The sequence below is a fragment of the Stenotrophomonas sp. YJH_SMC_17 genome (assembly GCF_059371655.1).
The window spans coordinates 362,028-375,575 of sequence record NZ_JCAFUU010000002.1; the positions used below are offsets into that span (position 1 = coordinate 362,028).

At 68.8% G+C, this 13,548-nt stretch carries 17 protein-coding genes; 9 read left to right on the forward strand and 8 right to left on the reverse strand.

Annotated features, from left to right (window positions below; translation table 11 throughout):
- Positions 1-25: 25 nt before the first annotated feature.
- Entirely contained in the window at positions 26-205 is a 180-nt protein-coding gene (locus tag AC5P8Z_RS06705; protein ID WP_286069359.1) for a hypothetical protein, read from the reverse strand.
- A 126-nt stretch (positions 206-331) separates the two neighbouring features.
- Here AC5P8Z_RS06705 and AC5P8Z_RS06710 point away from each other — a divergent pair, with 126 nt between their 5' ends.
- Genes AC5P8Z_RS06710 through AC5P8Z_RS06720 form a run of 3 tightly spaced genes read left to right on the forward strand, consistent with a single transcriptional unit; the run spans position 332 to position 2,333 of the window.
- Positions 332-910, forward strand: a complete 579-nt coding sequence (locus AC5P8Z_RS06710; RefSeq protein ID WP_286069358.1) for an RNA polymerase sigma factor — start codon at positions 332-334, stop codon at positions 908-910.
- Positions 907-1,440: a hypothetical protein gene (locus AC5P8Z_RS06715; RefSeq protein ID WP_286069357.1), complete on the forward strand. Its 534-nt coding sequence runs from the start codon at positions 907-909 to the stop codon at positions 1,438-1,440. Before AC5P8Z_RS06710 ends, AC5P8Z_RS06715 begins: the two co-directional genes overlap by 4 nt.
- Before the next feature lie 11 nt (positions 1,441-1,451).
- Positions 1,452-2,333: a DUF4097 family beta strand repeat-containing protein gene (locus AC5P8Z_RS06720; protein ID WP_495228527.1), complete on the forward strand. Its 882-nt coding sequence runs from the start codon at positions 1,452-1,454 to the stop codon at positions 2,331-2,333.
- A gap of 49 nt (positions 2,334-2,382) precedes the next feature.
- On the opposite strand, the gene AC5P8Z_RS06725 is transcribed toward AC5P8Z_RS06720, so the two are convergent.
- From AC5P8Z_RS06725 to AC5P8Z_RS06735, 3 genes are all read right to left on the reverse strand, one after another.
- Positions 2,383-2,565: a hypothetical protein gene (locus AC5P8Z_RS06725; RefSeq protein ID WP_005410566.1), complete on the reverse strand. Its 183-nt coding sequence runs from the start codon at positions 2,563-2,565 to the stop codon at positions 2,383-2,385.
- Positions 2,566-2,576: 11 nt separating this feature from the next.
- Entirely contained in the window at positions 2,577-2,870 is a 294-nt protein-coding gene (locus AC5P8Z_RS06730; RefSeq protein ID WP_295565442.1) for a YkgJ family cysteine cluster protein, read from the reverse strand.
- 227 nt (positions 2,871-3,097) lie between these two features.
- Positions 3,098-4,459, reverse strand: a complete 1,362-nt coding sequence (locus AC5P8Z_RS06735; RefSeq protein ID WP_054172280.1) for an Hsp70 family protein — start codon at positions 4,457-4,459, stop codon at positions 3,098-3,100.
- A 182-nt stretch (positions 4,460-4,641) separates the two neighbouring features.
- Here AC5P8Z_RS06735 and AC5P8Z_RS06740 point away from each other — a divergent pair, with 182 nt between their 5' ends.
- The gene (locus AC5P8Z_RS06740) at positions 4,642-4,977 is read left to right on the forward strand and encodes a zinc ribbon domain-containing protein YjdM (RefSeq protein ID WP_286069350.1); all 336 of its coding nucleotides are present in this window, start codon (positions 4,642-4,644) and stop codon (positions 4,975-4,977) included.
- Between the two features lie 6 nt (positions 4,978-4,983).
- Here AC5P8Z_RS06740 and AC5P8Z_RS06745 read toward each other — a convergent pair whose 3' ends face one another.
- Entirely contained in the window at positions 4,984-6,138 is a 1,155-nt protein-coding gene (locus tag AC5P8Z_RS06745; protein ID WP_495228529.1) for a transglutaminase domain-containing protein, read from the reverse strand.
- Between the two features lie 228 nt (positions 6,139-6,366).
- Here AC5P8Z_RS06745 and AC5P8Z_RS06750 point away from each other — a divergent pair, with 228 nt between their 5' ends.
- The 4 genes from AC5P8Z_RS06750 (at position 6,367) to AC5P8Z_RS06765 (ending at position 9,229) form a co-directional block, all read left to right on the forward strand.
- Complete coding sequence (locus AC5P8Z_RS06750; RefSeq protein WP_286069348.1) at positions 6,367-6,969, forward strand: HD domain-containing protein; 603 nt, start codon at positions 6,367-6,369, stop codon at positions 6,967-6,969.
- Positions 6,970-7,016: 47 nt separating this feature from the next.
- A complete protein-coding gene (locus tag AC5P8Z_RS06755; RefSeq protein ID WP_049402330.1) occupies positions 7,017-7,190 on the forward strand; it encodes an oxidoreductase-like domain-containing protein in 174 nt (57 codons plus the stop codon).
- Entirely contained in the window at positions 7,187-7,804 is a 618-nt protein-coding gene (locus AC5P8Z_RS06760; protein ID WP_286069347.1) for a DUF998 domain-containing protein, read from the forward strand. The genes AC5P8Z_RS06755 and AC5P8Z_RS06760 overlap by 4 nt, the downstream gene beginning before the upstream one ends.
- Positions 7,805-7,882: 78 nt before the next feature.
- Entirely contained in the window at positions 7,883-9,229 is a 1,347-nt protein-coding gene (locus tag AC5P8Z_RS06765) for a virulence factor family protein (protein ID WP_495228531.1), read from the forward strand.
- A gap of 82 nt (positions 9,230-9,311) precedes the next feature.
- On the opposite strand, the gene mprF is transcribed toward AC5P8Z_RS06765, so the two are convergent.
- Positions 9,312-11,876, reverse strand: coding sequence for a bifunctional lysylphosphatidylglycerol flippase/synthetase MprF (gene mprF, locus AC5P8Z_RS06770; RefSeq protein WP_495228533.1), 2,565 nt, complete (start codon positions 11,874-11,876; stop codon positions 9,312-9,314).
- 192 nt (positions 11,877-12,068) lie between these two features.
- Between mprF and AC5P8Z_RS06775 the strand changes: the two genes are divergently transcribed.
- Positions 12,069-12,416 carry a RidA family protein gene (locus AC5P8Z_RS06775; protein WP_005418155.1) on the forward strand — a complete coding sequence of 116 codons (348 nt, stop codon included), beginning with the start codon at positions 12,069-12,071 and terminating at the stop codon, positions 12,414-12,416.
- Between the two features lie 53 nt (positions 12,417-12,469).
- Here AC5P8Z_RS06775 and rnfB read toward each other — a convergent pair whose 3' ends face one another.
- On the reverse strand, positions 12,470-12,883 hold the full coding sequence (gene rnfB, locus AC5P8Z_RS06780) for an Rnf electron transport complex subunit RnfB (RefSeq protein ID WP_286069342.1): 414 nt from the start codon (positions 12,881-12,883) through the stop codon (positions 12,470-12,472).
- Positions 12,884-12,907: 24 nt separating this feature from the next.
- A complete protein-coding gene (locus tag AC5P8Z_RS06785) occupies positions 12,908-13,498 on the reverse strand; it encodes an HAD family hydrolase (protein WP_049426797.1) in 591 nt (196 codons plus the stop codon).
- Between the last annotated feature and the right edge of the window lie 50 nt (positions 13,499-13,548).

Here is a 13,548-nt window from a genome sequence, read left to right on the forward strand (position 1 = left end):
CAGGTGGCAGTAACGACCTTCGATGTTACCCGGCGCGTGCCGTGGATTCGACCGCCGGGGCCCAGGCCAGGCACACCAGCTCCTGGCGATGCTGCTGCAGGCAGGCGCGGCCGTTGTCGGGGCGCAGCTGCAGCGACAGCCCCAATGCCTGCAGCACGACGCAGGCGGCGATCACCAGCAGGGCGGCGCAGGTTGGGCTGGACATGGCAGGACTCCCGGACGGTAGTTTCGCGAAGGACCATCCATGGATGCGGCAGCGGCAAAAAAGGTTGCATGCCATCGATCATCGATCGGTTCTAAACCTTTTCCCGGGTCGCCGCATCCAAGCGATATGCTCGACACCACCATGCCCGCGCCGCCTGCCGCCAACGACGCCGCCGACGAACCCGCCCTGGTGCGGGCGGCGGCCGCGGGCGACACCGCTGCCTATGAACTGCTGTACCGGCGTCACGCGCCGCGTGTATTCGCTGTGCTGTGGCGATTGTGTGGCGGCCAGCAGGCACGTGCCGAGGATGCGCTGCAGGAGGCTTTCCTGCAGGCCTGGAAAGCACTGCCGGGGTTCCGTTTCGAGAGCAGCCTGTCCACCTGGCTGCATCGGCTGGGCGTCAACGCCGCGCTGATGGAACTGCGCGGCCGGGCGGCCGGTCAGGATCACGACAGCCTGGACAATGTCGACGGCGGCCTGCAGGAACTGGCGGTGCATGACCGTTGTGCCGGGACCGAGCGCGATCTTGAGCGCGCGCTGTCGACACTGCCACCACGGGCGCGTGCGGTACTGGTGCTGCACGACATCGAAGGCTGGAAACACCAGGAAATCGCCGAGCAGCTGCAGATGGCCGTCGGCAGTTCCAAGGCACAGCTGCATCGTGCGCGCGGCCTGTTGCGCGCACGGCTGGGAGACATGACATGAGTACACACGAACACGATTCCGATCACGACCTGCTGGCCCGGCTGCGCGGGCTGCCGAACGAGCGCGATGTCCCCACCGATGGTTGGGCGCGCCTGTCGGCACAGCTGCCGCCGCGCGAACCGCAGGCAGCACCTCCGCCAACGGGCAACGTGGTGGCCCTGCCAACCCGTTCGCGGCGCCGCTTGTGGCTGCCGGTGGGCGCCGCGCTGGCCGCCAGCCTGGCACTGTATGCGGTGGCGCCGTGGCGCCACGCGCAGCCGGACACGCCGGTGCCGTCCGCGCTGCAGCTGCAGGCAGCGGCGATGACCGAACAGTACCAGCAGGCCGTGGCCGCGCTGCCCGATGGCCGGGCGCCGGAATGGCAGCCGGCCCTGCATGAACTGGATGAAAGCGCGGCGCAGATCCGTGCCGCCTTGGCGCAGGACCCGCGTGCGCCGCACCTGCTTGGCCAGCTCAAGCGCACCTACGCGCTGCGGCTGGAACTGACCCGGCAGGCGGCCTATGCCGCCGAGTCCGGCCTGACGACCTGAGGAGACTCCCCATGACCCGAACCCTGATTTCCTGCTGCGTCGCGCTGCTGCTGGCCCCCGCCGTGGCGCTGGCCGACACCCGTATCGACGAGCGCCACACCCTGGCCGCGGGCGGTCGCATCGAGCTGAGCAACGTCGCTGGGAAGGTCACCGTGCGTGGTTGGGACCGCAATGACGTGCAGCTCACCGGTACGCTCAGCGACGGCCTGCAGCTGCGCCAGGAGAAGAGCGCCAACCGTGTGCGCTGGGAGATCGAATACCCCCGCCGCAACAACAACGGCGGCGCGACGCTGGTGCTGAACGTGCCGCATTCGGTGGAGTTGCTGCTGAGCACGGTCAGTGCCAGCCAGGACATCAGTGGCATCGATGTGCGACGGCTGCAGGCCGACACGGTCAGCGGCAGCCTGAGCGCGGCTGGCCGCAGTGGCGACAGCAAGCTCAACACGGTCAGTGGCAGCGTCAGCGCACGCCTGCAGACGCCGAAGCTGGATGTGAACACGGTCAGTGGCCGGATCGAGGCCGGCGGCGGCGTGTCCGGTGATATCGGTGCGCAGACGGTGTCCGGCCGGGTCGAGGTCGACGCCGGGCGCGTGCAGCGGCTGGCGGTGGAGACCGTCTCAGGCAGCATCGACCTGGCAGCAGCCGGGTTGGCGCCCGGCGGCCGCATCAATGTTGAATCGGTCAGTGCCTCGGTCACGCTGAGCCTGCCGCGCGCAGTGTCGGCACAGCTGTCGGTGAACAGCTTCAGCGGCTCGATCAACAGCGATGCCGGCCAGGTGGAGCGGCCACGCTACGGGCCGGGCAGCCACCTCGACACGCGGCTGGGCGGCGGCGACGGTGACATCCGCATCCAGTCGCATTCGGGCAGTGTGCGGGTGCGGCTGGACCGCTGAGCACGGTCCGGCAGGCCGCGGCGGCAGCGCCGCCGCGGTCGGTGCTGGGTCAGCTGGCTTTCTTCAGCGCCCAGGTGGTGCCGAGGACTTCGATCTTGCCACCGGCCTTGCGGAACGCTGCCAGGTCCGAAGCGATCGAATCGCTGCTGACCACGGTGCTGGCGGCCGCGCCCTTGCGTTCGCTGCGGATGCTGTTGCTGGCCTTCGCGGGGGTCTTTGCCTTGCGGGGCATGGTTGCTCCTGTCAGGTGGAAGGGGAGGAAAGCGCGCAGGCATCGGCCTGGCGCAGGTAGTCCTGCCGCTCGCGGCGGCAGTCATCGCCGCCCATTGAGAACTGGCGGCAGATCGCCGGGCGCTGCGAATAGATCGTGCAGCGCAGGTGATAGGGATCGATCGCCGCGCACCAGCCTTCCTCGTTGCGCGCCATCACGGCACGGCCGTGCGCGTCGCGCGCGAGGAACTGGCCGGGCACCTGGTCGCCGGGCTGCAGCAGCACGGGCAACCGGCAACAGACCGCGTCACAACGGCGGCAGTCGATGGGTGCAGGTGCTGCGTCAGGTTGTAAGGCCTCAGGGGCCTGGCGGGTGCCCAAAGCGGGTCTCGATGGCGGCTCCGGTAGTGCGCGGACCATGAACGAGCCAGGAAGGCATGGCCGCTAGGCCCGCAGGGCGGGCCGGGCTGCAGGGTGGACACACCGGCGTGGCTGGTGGAAGGTGCAGCTGGAATCTAGCCGACAAAGAGTAACTTAGACCGCGTAACGTTTTGTTAATCCTGGCTGGCCGCCGCCAGCGCCAGGCCCTGGACCACGCCCAGCGAGGGCTCGCCGTGGACCATGCGGGCGCCCGGGAATGCCTCGGCCACAGCCTGGCGCAGGTAGCCGGCACGGGACATGCCGCCGGTCAGGAACACCGCATCCGGGTCGCCACCGATGTCGCTCCGGACCTGGGCCAGGAGTTCGCGGATCTGCTCCAGGTAGCCATGGGCGGCGGCGGCCAGGCCGTCGGCGCTGCTGTCGGCATGCAGGTCGCGGGCGATGTAGTCCAGCGTGCTGCGATGCTCGCTTGCAGCACTCAGGGCGATCTTGGCGCGTTCGACATCGCGGTACAGGCGGGCGGTATTGCCGGTGTCCTGCAGGGCCTGCAGGCGGTCGCCCCACGGTGCGTCCACATGATCGTACTTGTGCAGGCGGAACTCGCGCTGGCGGGTCATGTCCTGCACCGTGGCCGCTTCCACGTAGTGGTGGGCGGGCACGCGGGTGATGCCGCGACCGAACAGCGGCATGTAGCTGGACAGGCTCAGCGCCAGATCGATGTCGGTACCGCCGCGGGCGATACCCCAGGCGCGGTGGATGCGCGGGGCGTCGTCGCCGCCGACTTCGGCATGCGCGATGTCGGTGGTACCGCCACCGATGTCGACGATCACCGCCTGGTGCCGCTCGCGGCTTTCGGCGTGGTAATGCATGGCCGCCGCAGCCGGTTCCTCGAGGAAATCGATCTGGTCGAAGCCGGCCTGGGTGGCGGCCTCGCGCAGGATGTCCAGCGCCTGGTCGTTGCCGGCCGCACCGATCGAGCTGCGGAACTGCACCGGGCGACCGAGCAGGGCCGCGCGCAGCGGCTGGCCGAGCTGGGCGCTGGCGGTCAGTCGGATATGTTCGAGGATGTGCGCCGCGATACCGGTGATGGTCTGCTTCGCACGCGGGTGGAGGTTGTAGCCCAGCATCGACTTCGGGCTCTGCACCAGGTTGCCTTCGTGTTCCTCGAAATAGGCTTCCAGCGCTTCGTCACCGTAGACCGCGTTCTGCAGCAGGTCGCTGGCGCTGCGTTCCTTGCCGGCGCGGGCTTCCATCCATTCACGGCGCAGGGCACGCAGGGCTTCGCGGCGCAGCGCCTGCGGCGTGCGTTCCTGGCCGGCGGCACGGGCTGCGCGCGCGGCACTGTCGATCATCTGCTGCAGCTGGTGTTCCTGGCCGTCATCAAGCTGGAAGTCGTCCGGGTCGGGTACCACGCCAGGGAAATACACGCTGGTGCGGAACTGCTCGGCGTCGCCGAAGCGGATCGGCAGCAGTTTCCCCTCATGCACGATGGCGGCGGCGGAGTTGCTGGTACCGAAGTCGATGCCGAGGCGCATGGGTGAGTTCCGGGGGGCGATCAGGGGCCGCGCACTCTGCTGCAGTTCGCCGCCGACTGCAAGTTCCGGCATCACGCTGCTCCCACTGCGGCCATTGCGGCGGCAGCGCACCGGCGGGGAAAGGGCGCCGAGGGCTGGCCGGTTACAATAGCCACTGTTGATTCACTTTGAGGTACTTGCCGATGTCGTCTGTTCCCGCCTGCCCGCAGTGCACCCTGGAAAACACCTACGCCGATGGCGCGCTGTGGATCTGCGCCGATTGCGGTTTCGAATGGACCGTCGAGGAAAGCGCCGGTTCGGCCCTGGTCGTGCGTGACAGCAACGGCAATACCCTGCAGGCCGGCGACACCGTCACCGTGATCAAGGACCTGAAGGTGAAGGGCTCGTCGATCCCGCTCAAGCAGGGCACGGTGATCCGCAACATCCGTCTGGTCGAGGACGATGCCGAGCACATCGAAGGCAACTCGGACAAGATCAAGGGCCTGGTGCTGAAGACCTGCTTCCTCAAGAAGGCCTGATCGCCTTCAGCGTCGCGCCTGTTGCTGGCTGCGCAGGCGCGCCAGGCTGTCCAGCTTGGCCTGGTAACGCGCCTGTTCAGTGGTTCCGCCCAGCGACCGCGCGCGCAGCAGCTCGCGGTCGGCACGGGCGACCTGGCCGCTGAGGAAGTACGCGCGCGCCAGCCCGAAATGGAACTGGTGCGCGTTTTCATACAGTTGCACCGCGCGCCGGTAATAGCGGATGGCCGTGGCCAGATCGCCACGACGCTCGGCCGCCGCCCCCTGCATGTACTGCACGAAGGGATCTTCCCGCTGCACCGACGCCAGGCGCCGTTCCAGTACCAGTGCCTGCGTGGTCAGGCCCATCCGGCGGTACAGCACGCTGGCATTGGTCAGTGCCGCGTCCTGGCGGTCGTCCACGCGCAGCGCCTTTTCCAGCGCTGCCCGTGCGCCGGCCAGATCGCCCTGGCGGCTGTCGAGCACGCCCAGGTTGTTCCAGGTTGCCGAAAAGTCCGCATCCTGGGCCAGCGCCGCATCGAAGAATGCACGCGCGCCCGCCAGGTCGCCCACGGCCATGCGTTCGGCGCCGCGGTTGTTGTAGAAGTGCGCCAGCGCCCGCTCACCACTGATCGGGTGTGGGCCGCGGCGGTCGTACAGGATGTTGCGGTCCAGATCGACGGTGCCGTTGCGCCCCTCCACGAGCACGCCCACGTTGACGTGCCCCACGCTGTAGACCACGCCCTGGTTCTGGTCCTGGTACCAGGACACCACCCGGTCCACTTCCTGCACGCGCGCCTGGATGCGTGCCTCGCGTGCCATGGTCACGAACAGCAGGGTGAAGGCCAGGCAGTTGGCGCGCCGGTGCTGCCAGATCTCCGACACGGTGTAGGTCGCATTGGGGTCGTACTGCAGGTCCAGCGCCTGCGCACCGAAGATCATTTCAACCAGCGCCTGCAGGCGCTGCTCGCGCGCGTTGTGGCGGGCGATCACCTGTTTCTGCAGCATCTCACGCAGTTGCGGCGGAATGGCCAGTACCTGTTCCGGCGTTGGTACGGTCGCCACGCTGGGCGGCGTGGCTGGCGCCACGTAGGGGGCCGGCGGTGGCGGCTCCTGGGCCTGGGCGATGGGCGTGCAGGCGATCGCCAGCAACGGGGCAAGGAAGCAAGCGGCAAGACGGCGCATGGCGGTTCCCGGCGACGGCGGGCGCCCCCGCCTGGCGGCAGTGTAGACCCGCGGCAGGGGCCCCGCATCTACCGCCGGTCGGTCGCCGGTTCATCCACACGTGGTGTGGACCAGCCCTCGACAAAGCTGTGGACAACCGCATCGCAGCGTTGCCCCGCAAGCGATGTGAGGGGCTGGTGAAAAATTGTCCAGCTTGCCCGGCGCGGTCGCTGGCAGGATGATCGCCGCATGGACTTCGCCCCGATCCCGATTGCACCGGCGCAATGGCAGACGCTGCAGGATGCCTATGCAACGCCGCCACGCGCCTACCACCACTTCGGACACGTGCGTGCGGTGCTGCAGCACTGCCAGGACGTGGCCGATGGCCCGGGCTGGCAGCAGCCGGCCGAGGTCTACCTGGCCGTGCTCTACCACGACGCGATCTACGAGGCCGGCCGCAAGGACAACGAGGCGCGTTCGGCGGCGCTGGCGTTGCAGGCGATCGCCCGGGCGCCGGAACTGGCCGGGGTCGACGCGGCCCGGGTCGAGCAGTTGATCCTGCTGACCGCCCGGCATGGCGCGCTCGGCGCGGCGGATGTGGATGCCGAGGCCGCCCTGTTCCTGGACTGCGACATGGCGATCCTGGCCGCGCCCGAGCCGGTGTTCGCCGCTTACGATCGTGGCGTGGCCGAGGAATACAAGGGCGTGGTGCCGGGTTTCCTCTACCGCGCCGGCCGTCGTCGCTTCCTGCAGGGCCTGCTGCGTGCGCCGCGCATCTTCCTCAGCGACTTCTTCCACCAGCGCCTGGACGCGGCCGCGCGGGAAAACCTGCGCCGCCAGCTGGGCGCCTGAGCCGGGCCGTTACACTGGGGCCTGTCTCCCTATTGTCGCTTCCAACCGTGTCCGTTCCCGATCCCGATCCCCGCCCGCTGCCACCCGAAGAGCCCGGTCCCAACGAGTGCTGCGGCAGCGGCTGTCCGCTGTGCGTGCTGGACCTGTATGCCGATGAGCTGCAGCGCTATCGCAAGGCGTTGGCCGAATGGAAGGCACGGCATCCGGAGGCAACGCCATGAGCCGTGCACGCCTGGCGGCAGTGCTGGCACTGGTGGCGTTGCTGCTGTTCGTGGCCACTGCGCTGTGGACCCAGTTCGCACGCACCGACCTGGACTGGATGCGGGCCACGCTCAGCCTCTACCTGCATGGCCCGTGGGGGCTGGCGTTGCGCGCGGCGTACTGCGTGCTGGCGCTGGCCATCGCGGTACTCGGCATTGCGCTGTATCGCGGCAGCATCGGCCCACGCCGCAGCGCCGCCGCACCGCTGCTGTTCACCCTTTCCGCGCTGGGCCTGTCCACCGTCGCCATCGGTGACAGCTGGCTGCCGGAAGCAACCCCGCTGCTTGCACCGTTCATCCATGGGTTGGCGGCCAACACCGCGTTCCTGTGTGCCAGCGTGGGCATGCTGCTGCAGGCCTGGTACCTGCGCCGCGAACCGGGCTGGCAGTCTGCCGCCGGCCTGCTCTGGGGCTGGGCCTGGCTGGCGTTCGTTCTGTTGTGGCTGCATGTGCTGTGGCGCGCCGGTCCGCCACGCGGGCTGGGCCAGAAGGCCGTGATCGTCGTGATCGTGGGCTGGCTGTCGTACCTGGCGCTGGCGCTGTACCGGCGCAGTCGCCGCACCGTGGCCCACTGAATCCCCAACGGCCTGCGCCGGTACGTGCCGTGCACGCGGCGGCGGCGTATCGTGTGCGCATTCCATCGGGGACGCGATATGAAGCGTGCAGGGCTGGGCAGGGCAATGGGTGTGGTTCTGGCGCTGGCGGCGCTGCCGGCAATGGCGGCGGCCAACGTGCAGCAGTTCAGCCACGGGCGGTTCGAGCAGATTCCGGTGCACATGCCAGCCGGCACGCCGCAGCGGGTGGTGATCTGGTTCCATGAACCCACCGCCGGTGGTGATACCAGCCGCCTGCCGATCGAGGCCCTGCGTGCTGATGGCGCGATGGTCGCGGCCGTGGACATCGCGCATCTGCGCGGCGTGCTCAAGCGCGAGGGTGATCCGACCTGTTCGTTCGGTTCCGGCGACGTCGAGAACTTCTCGCGCTGGCTGCAGGCGTCCTTGCATCTGCCCGGCTACCACCTGCCGCTGGTCGGTGGTGACGGCGAAGGCGCCGAGATGGCCTATTCGCTGGCGGCACAGGCCGATACCCAGGTGTTCGCCGGCCTGCTGACCACCGGCTTCTGCCCGGACCACAGCCACGAGCGCATGGTCTGCGGCGACGGTGTGAAGCGGAACAGGCTGCAGCCGGCCGAACTGAACTTCCCGTGGTTGAGCGCCGCCGGCGACCACGGCTGCAAGGTGGGTGAAGCCGCCCGGTTCGTACAGCAGGTGGCGATGGCGCGCGAGTTCAAGCGCACCGCGCGCGGCGATGCTTCACCGGGGCTGGTGGCGGCGGCGCGGGTGATGGGCGCGCAGGCGGGCGTCAGCCTGGCACCGCCCCCGGCCGCGCTGAAGGGCCTGCCGGTGGTAGAGGTGCCGGCTGCCGGCAATGGCGACACGCTGGCCGTATTCGTTTCCGGCGATGGTGGCTGGGCGGGTTTGGACAAGGACGTGGCATCCTCGCTCAACGAGCATGGCGTGGCCGTGGTCGGCATCGACTCGCTGCGCTACTTCTGGAGCGAGCGCACGCCGAAGGGCTTCGCCGCTGACCTGCAGAAGATCATCGACCACTACCGCCAGCAGTGGCACCGCGACAAGGTGATGCTGATCGGCTTCTCGCAGGGCGCCGACGTGCTGCCGGCCACCATCAACCAGCTCGATGCCAGCACCCGCGAGGCGCTGGACCGTATCGTGCTGCTGTCGGTGGGGAAGAAGGCCGACTTCGAATTCCATGTCAGCAACTGGCTGGGGGGCGGCGGCGACGGTCTGCCGATCGCGCCGGAAGTGGCGAAGCTGCCGGCGGCGAAGACCCTCTGCGTGTATGGCGACAAGGATGACGACGCGCTGTGCCCGGACCTGCCGGCCAACGACGGCGTGCAGAAGGTGAAGCTGCCGGGCGACCATCACTTCAATGGTGATTACGACCGCCTGGCCGAGGTGATCCTCAAGGGCGGCGCGTAAACCGGAAAGCGGGCGAACCAGCGGTTCGCACCCACCAGAGCGAGCCGGTAGCGCCGGGCCATGCCCGGCGCCTCCGGGGGCGTCAGTTACGCCGCGGGTCCAGCGAGATCAACCGCGTGGCATCGAGCAGCGCGGCCGGCAGATGCATGCCGCCCGGTGCGGCCAGGTAGCGCGGCCGCCACTGCGGGTCGAACTTCGACTTGAAGCGGCGCAGGCCACTGAACCCGTAGAAGCGTTCGCCGTGCCGCGCCAGCAGGCCGGCCAGCCGGTTCCAGCGACCGGCCAGGCGATGCTGGGCCAGGCCGGACAGTGGGGCCATGCCCAGCGAGAAGCGCGCATAGCCCTGTGCCCGTCCCCACAGGAACAGCTCGATGAACAGGAAATCCATCGTTCCCTTCGGCGCCTCGCTGACGTGGCGCATCAGGTCCACCGACAGCTCGGCACCGGCCGGGGCCTGCCACAGGTTGGCGAAGGCCACGATCTGGCCCTCGGCTTCGACCAGTGCCACCGGGAAGCGCGCCAGGTAATCCGGGTCGTAGCTGCCCAGCGAGAAGCCCTTCTCGTCGCCGGCCTTGTCTTCCAGCCAGGCATTGGAAATTGCATGCAGGCGCGGCAGCAGGCTGGGAATCTCCTCCACCGGCGCCACGCGGAACGACAGGCCGCTGCGCTTGCCGCGGTTCCAGGCCTGGCGCAGGTCGGCACGTTCGCGGCCTTCCAGCCCGAAGTCATGCAGCGGCACTATGGCTTCCTCGCCCAGCTTGACCAGGCCCAGGCCGAGGTCGAGATAGGTCTGCCAGTAGGTCTCGCCAACCTGGTAGAACACCGGGCGAAGACCGAGCCGATCGGCTTCCTCGCGGAAGCGCCAGATCAACGCGCGCGCGACCTCCGGCGGCCCGACCGGATCGCCCATCGCGATCAGCGAGCCGCCATAGCGCTGCATCATCACGAAGCCCTGTTTGGCATCGTCGCGCAGCACTGCCTTGTCCGCGGTCAGCACCAGGCAGGCCTGGGTATCGGTGGCACCGGCCAGGACCAGCGCCAGCGATTGCAGCGTGGGTTCGTCGGCCGCCGGCAGCGGGCTGCGCGTGCTGTGCAGCAGCCGCGCCAGTCCGAACATCACCAGTGCGATGGCCACCACCAGCAGCGCACGCAGCGCACGTGGCGCGTTGCCGGACAGGGCGAATTCCCACCACAACTCGTTCTGGTATTCGACGTGACTGTAGGTGAAGAACAGCAGCCACGTGACCGCCACCAGCACCAGGCCGAGGTTGCGCAGCCACGGCCATGACCAGGCCTCGTCCAGCAGCGCACCCTGGCGGTAGAACTCGCGGCGTGCGGCCCACAGGGCCATTGCCACCAGCAGTGCGGACACCGCGATCAGCGGCTGGCCACCGCGCAGCCACAGCGGCAGCGGGGTGATCACGCACACCGCCATCGCCAGCATCCACGCCGCATGGCTGCGGCGGGCCAGGCCCTGGCCGATCAGCAGCAGCGCCACGCCGCTGAGACTGCCGATCAGATGCGAGGTTTCCAGGATCGGCAGCGAGGCGTTGACCAGATGACGGCGTGGCGTCGGCAGCGTGCCGTCGATGACCAGCGCGGCGCCGATGCTGAACGCTGCCAGCGCGATGATCTGCGGCAGCCACGGGCGCAGCGCGTTCCAGCCGGCCCGGGTTGCCCCGGCGCCAGCCTGCAGCGGCTGCCGCAGTGCGGGTGCCAGCGCAAGCAGCGTGGCCAATACCAGTGGCAGCACGTAATAGGTGACGCGGTAGATCAGCGCAGCGGCGAGTACCGCCGCCGGTGCCACCTGTGGCAGCAGCTTCAGCAGGCTCCATTCGAACACGCCCAGGCCGGCGGGAACGGTCGAGACCAGGCCGGCCAGCACCGCAACCAGGTACAGGCCGACGAAGCCGGGCAGGCCGGTCGGTGTCGAGTCCGGCAGCAGTACGTAGAACGCGGCGCTGGCCAGCACCAGCTCGATCACGCTGAGCACGGTGACGCCGATCATGGTGCGACGGTCAGGCAGCCACAAGGCGTGCCCGAGGATGCTGAACTGACGCCCCTCACGACCGACCAGCAGCAGGGTGGCCGCATAGGCGAGCAGCGCGACGATGCCGACCACGCGCACCGCTTCCGGATCGAGGGGGAGCGCCAGCGCCGCGGCCGCCGGTTCCATGCACAAGGCCACGCTGATCAGCAGCCACGCACCGAACACGAAGCCGAGCGTGCTCATCAGCACCACCTGGCCGATCTGCGCAAGGTCCAGGCCGGCGGTGCGGTAGCCGCGCAGGCGCACCGCGCCACCGGTCAGCGCGGCAAAGCCCACGGTCTGGCCGAGCGTGTGTGCAAGAAACGCCGTAATGCCGATGCGCGCCGGATGCACACGGATGCCGCTGCGGCGCAGGCCGATGGCATCAAAGCCGATCAGGCAGGCATAGCTGGCCAGGCCCAGCACGACGGTGAGCGCGATCTGCGTGCCACTGAGCTGGTGGAAGGCATGGCGGATCGCGCGGTAGCCGTTCTCATCGAACTCGTTGGCCAGGCCGTGCAGCGCCAGGGCGAGAATCAGCAGGGGGACGACGATGGTGAGGACCCGCTTCCATGCCGGGGTGGAGGGAGCGGTGGCGGGGTCGGTGGTTTCGGTCATCGGCGCAAGCGTGCGTCAGGGAGGGCGAGGGCGGTGTCAATGCAGCCGTGGCGCATCGTGCGCCTGTCGCTGGCATTTGACCAGCGTCGCTGTCGGAAGCCGGTAGTGACCGTGCGTGGATGGCGGCCCTGCACCCACCGTCGACCGGTTTGGAGGACAATGCAGGCCTGATCACCCGCAGGAGCCACGCCCATGATGGAGCGTTACGACGTCGGACCGCGCATGTCCGAAATGACCGTGTACAACAAGGTCGCCTACCTCTCCGGCCAGATTCCGGAAGACACCAGCCAGGACATCACCGGGCAGACCCGGCAGGTGCTGGCCGAGATCGACAAGCTGCTGGCGCTGGTGGCCAGTGACCGCCAGCACGTGCTGCGCGCCGAGGTATTCCTGGCCGACATCGCCGACTTCGACGGCATGAACAAGGCGTGGGACGAGTGGGTGGTCGAGGGTGCGACCCCGGCCCGCGCGACGTTCGAAGCCAAGCTGGCCCACGCCGAGTGGAAGGTCGAGATCGTGGTGACAGCGGCCGTGCCGTAACCCTTGTACGGGGCCAGATCCCTTTTCCCACGGAAAAGGGATCTGGCCCCTTGTTACAGGGGCAGCAGCTCGATGCAGTCCACCGGGCACGGCGGGATGCACAGCTCGCAGCCGGTGCACAGGTCGGCAATCACGGTGTGCATGTACTTGGCGCCGCCGACGATGGCGTCCACCGGACAGGCCTGGATGCACTTGGTGCAGCCGATGCAGTCGGCTTCCACGATCAGCGCCACCTGCGGCGCCTTGTGCGCGCCGCGCGATCGATCGAAGGGAATGGCAGGTACGCCCAGTACCTGCGCCAGCGCGCGCGCTCCCGCATCGCCACCGGGCGGGCAGCGGTCCACGCCCGCCTCGCCACGCGCCATCGCCTGCGCATACGGTCGGCAACCCTCGTAGCCGCATTGCCCGCATTGGGTCTGCGGCAGCAGGCGGTCGAGGCGTTCGGTGAGGGGCGGGATCAGGCTCATGCGTGGCGAAGGCTGCGCGTTGGGTTACTTCAGGGGTTTGCCGCGGAACCAGCGCTCGTGGGCCAGCGCCAGCATCGGCTTGTCTTCGGAACTGTCACCGTAGGCATGGATGCGCACGTAACGCGACAGATCGAACTGGCGACGGATGTGCTCGACCTTGCGCGGGCCACAGTCGCCACCGGCGTAGCGGCCGGTCAAGCGTCCGTCCTGGCTTTCCAGCCGGTTGCAGATCAACTGCAGGCCCAGCTGCTCGCACCACGGCCGCAGGTACAGGTCCAGCGAGCCGGACACGATCACCACGGTGTGCTGCTGTTCCTTGTGCCAGCGGATCTGCTCCAGCATTTCCGGGCGCACCACGTCGGGCAGGAACTCGCGCGAGAAGCCGGCGGCAAGGGTGGCGATGTCGTCACTGTGGCGGTCGCTGAAGGTCAGGCGGGTGACCCGCGCACGGATACGTTCGGCCGAGATCAGCTTCAGCTTGTACGCGAGCAGCCACGGGCCGACCTTCCACCAGGCCTGCGCCAGCTGTTCGGCAGTGGCCACGCGGCGCAGGAAACGGCCATAGGTATCGCAGGTGGTCACGGTGTGGTCGAAGTCGAACAGCGCCAGTTCCATTCCGTTGCCTCCCATCGCGTTGCCCCGTGACCGGTGCTGCCGGCGGGCGT

What these genes read in the sequence shown, in the direction of transcription:
- mprF (WP_495228533.1), bottom strand. Translation starts at nt 11,876, where the DNA reads ATGACCGAAACCACCGACCCCGCCACCGCTCCCTCCACCCCGGCATGG.
- AC5P8Z_RS06710 (WP_286069358.1), top strand. Translation starts at nt 332, where the DNA reads ATGCTCGACACCACCATGCCCGCGCCGCCTGCCGCCAACGACGCCGCC.
- AC5P8Z_RS06720 (WP_495228527.1), top strand. Translation starts at nt 1,452, where the DNA reads ATGACCCGAACCCTGATTTCCTGCTGCGTCGCGCTGCTGCTGGCCCCC.
- rnfB (WP_286069342.1), bottom strand. Translation starts at nt 12,883, where the DNA reads ATGAGCCTGATCCCGCCCCTCACCGAACGCCTCGACCGCCTGCTGCCG.
- AC5P8Z_RS06725 (WP_005410566.1), bottom strand. Translation starts at nt 2,565, where the DNA reads ATGCCCCGCAAGGCAAAGACCCCCGCGAAGGCCAGCAACAGCATCCGC.
- AC5P8Z_RS06715 (WP_286069357.1), top strand. Translation starts at nt 907, where the DNA reads ATGAGTACACACGAACACGATTCCGATCACGACCTGCTGGCCCGGCTG.
- AC5P8Z_RS06765 (WP_495228531.1), top strand. Translation starts at nt 7,883, where the DNA reads ATGAAGCGTGCAGGGCTGGGCAGGGCAATGGGTGTGGTTCTGGCGCTG.
- AC5P8Z_RS06785 (WP_049426797.1), bottom strand. Translation starts at nt 13,498, where the DNA reads ATGGAACTGGCGCTGTTCGACTTCGACCACACCGTGACCACCTGCGAT.
- AC5P8Z_RS06705 (WP_286069359.1), bottom strand. Translation starts at nt 205, where the DNA reads ATGTCCAGCCCAACCTGCGCCGCCCTGCTGGTGATCGCCGCCTGCGTC.
- AC5P8Z_RS06760 (WP_286069347.1), top strand. Translation starts at nt 7,187, where the DNA reads ATGAGCCGTGCACGCCTGGCGGCAGTGCTGGCACTGGTGGCGTTGCTG.
- AC5P8Z_RS06745 (WP_495228529.1), bottom strand. Translation starts at nt 6,138, where the DNA reads ATGCGCCGTCTTGCCGCTTGCTTCCTTGCCCCGTTGCTGGCGATCGCC.
- AC5P8Z_RS06750 (WP_286069348.1), top strand. Translation starts at nt 6,367, where the DNA reads ATGGACTTCGCCCCGATCCCGATTGCACCGGCGCAATGGCAGACGCTG.
- AC5P8Z_RS06775 (WP_005418155.1), top strand. Translation starts at nt 12,069, where the DNA reads ATGATGGAGCGTTACGACGTCGGACCGCGCATGTCCGAAATGACCGTG.
- AC5P8Z_RS06735 (WP_054172280.1), bottom strand. Translation starts at nt 4,459, where the DNA reads ATGCGCCTCGGCATCGACTTCGGTACCAGCAACTCCGCCGCCGCCATC.
- AC5P8Z_RS06740 (WP_286069350.1), top strand. Translation starts at nt 4,642, where the DNA reads ATGTCGTCTGTTCCCGCCTGCCCGCAGTGCACCCTGGAAAACACCTAC.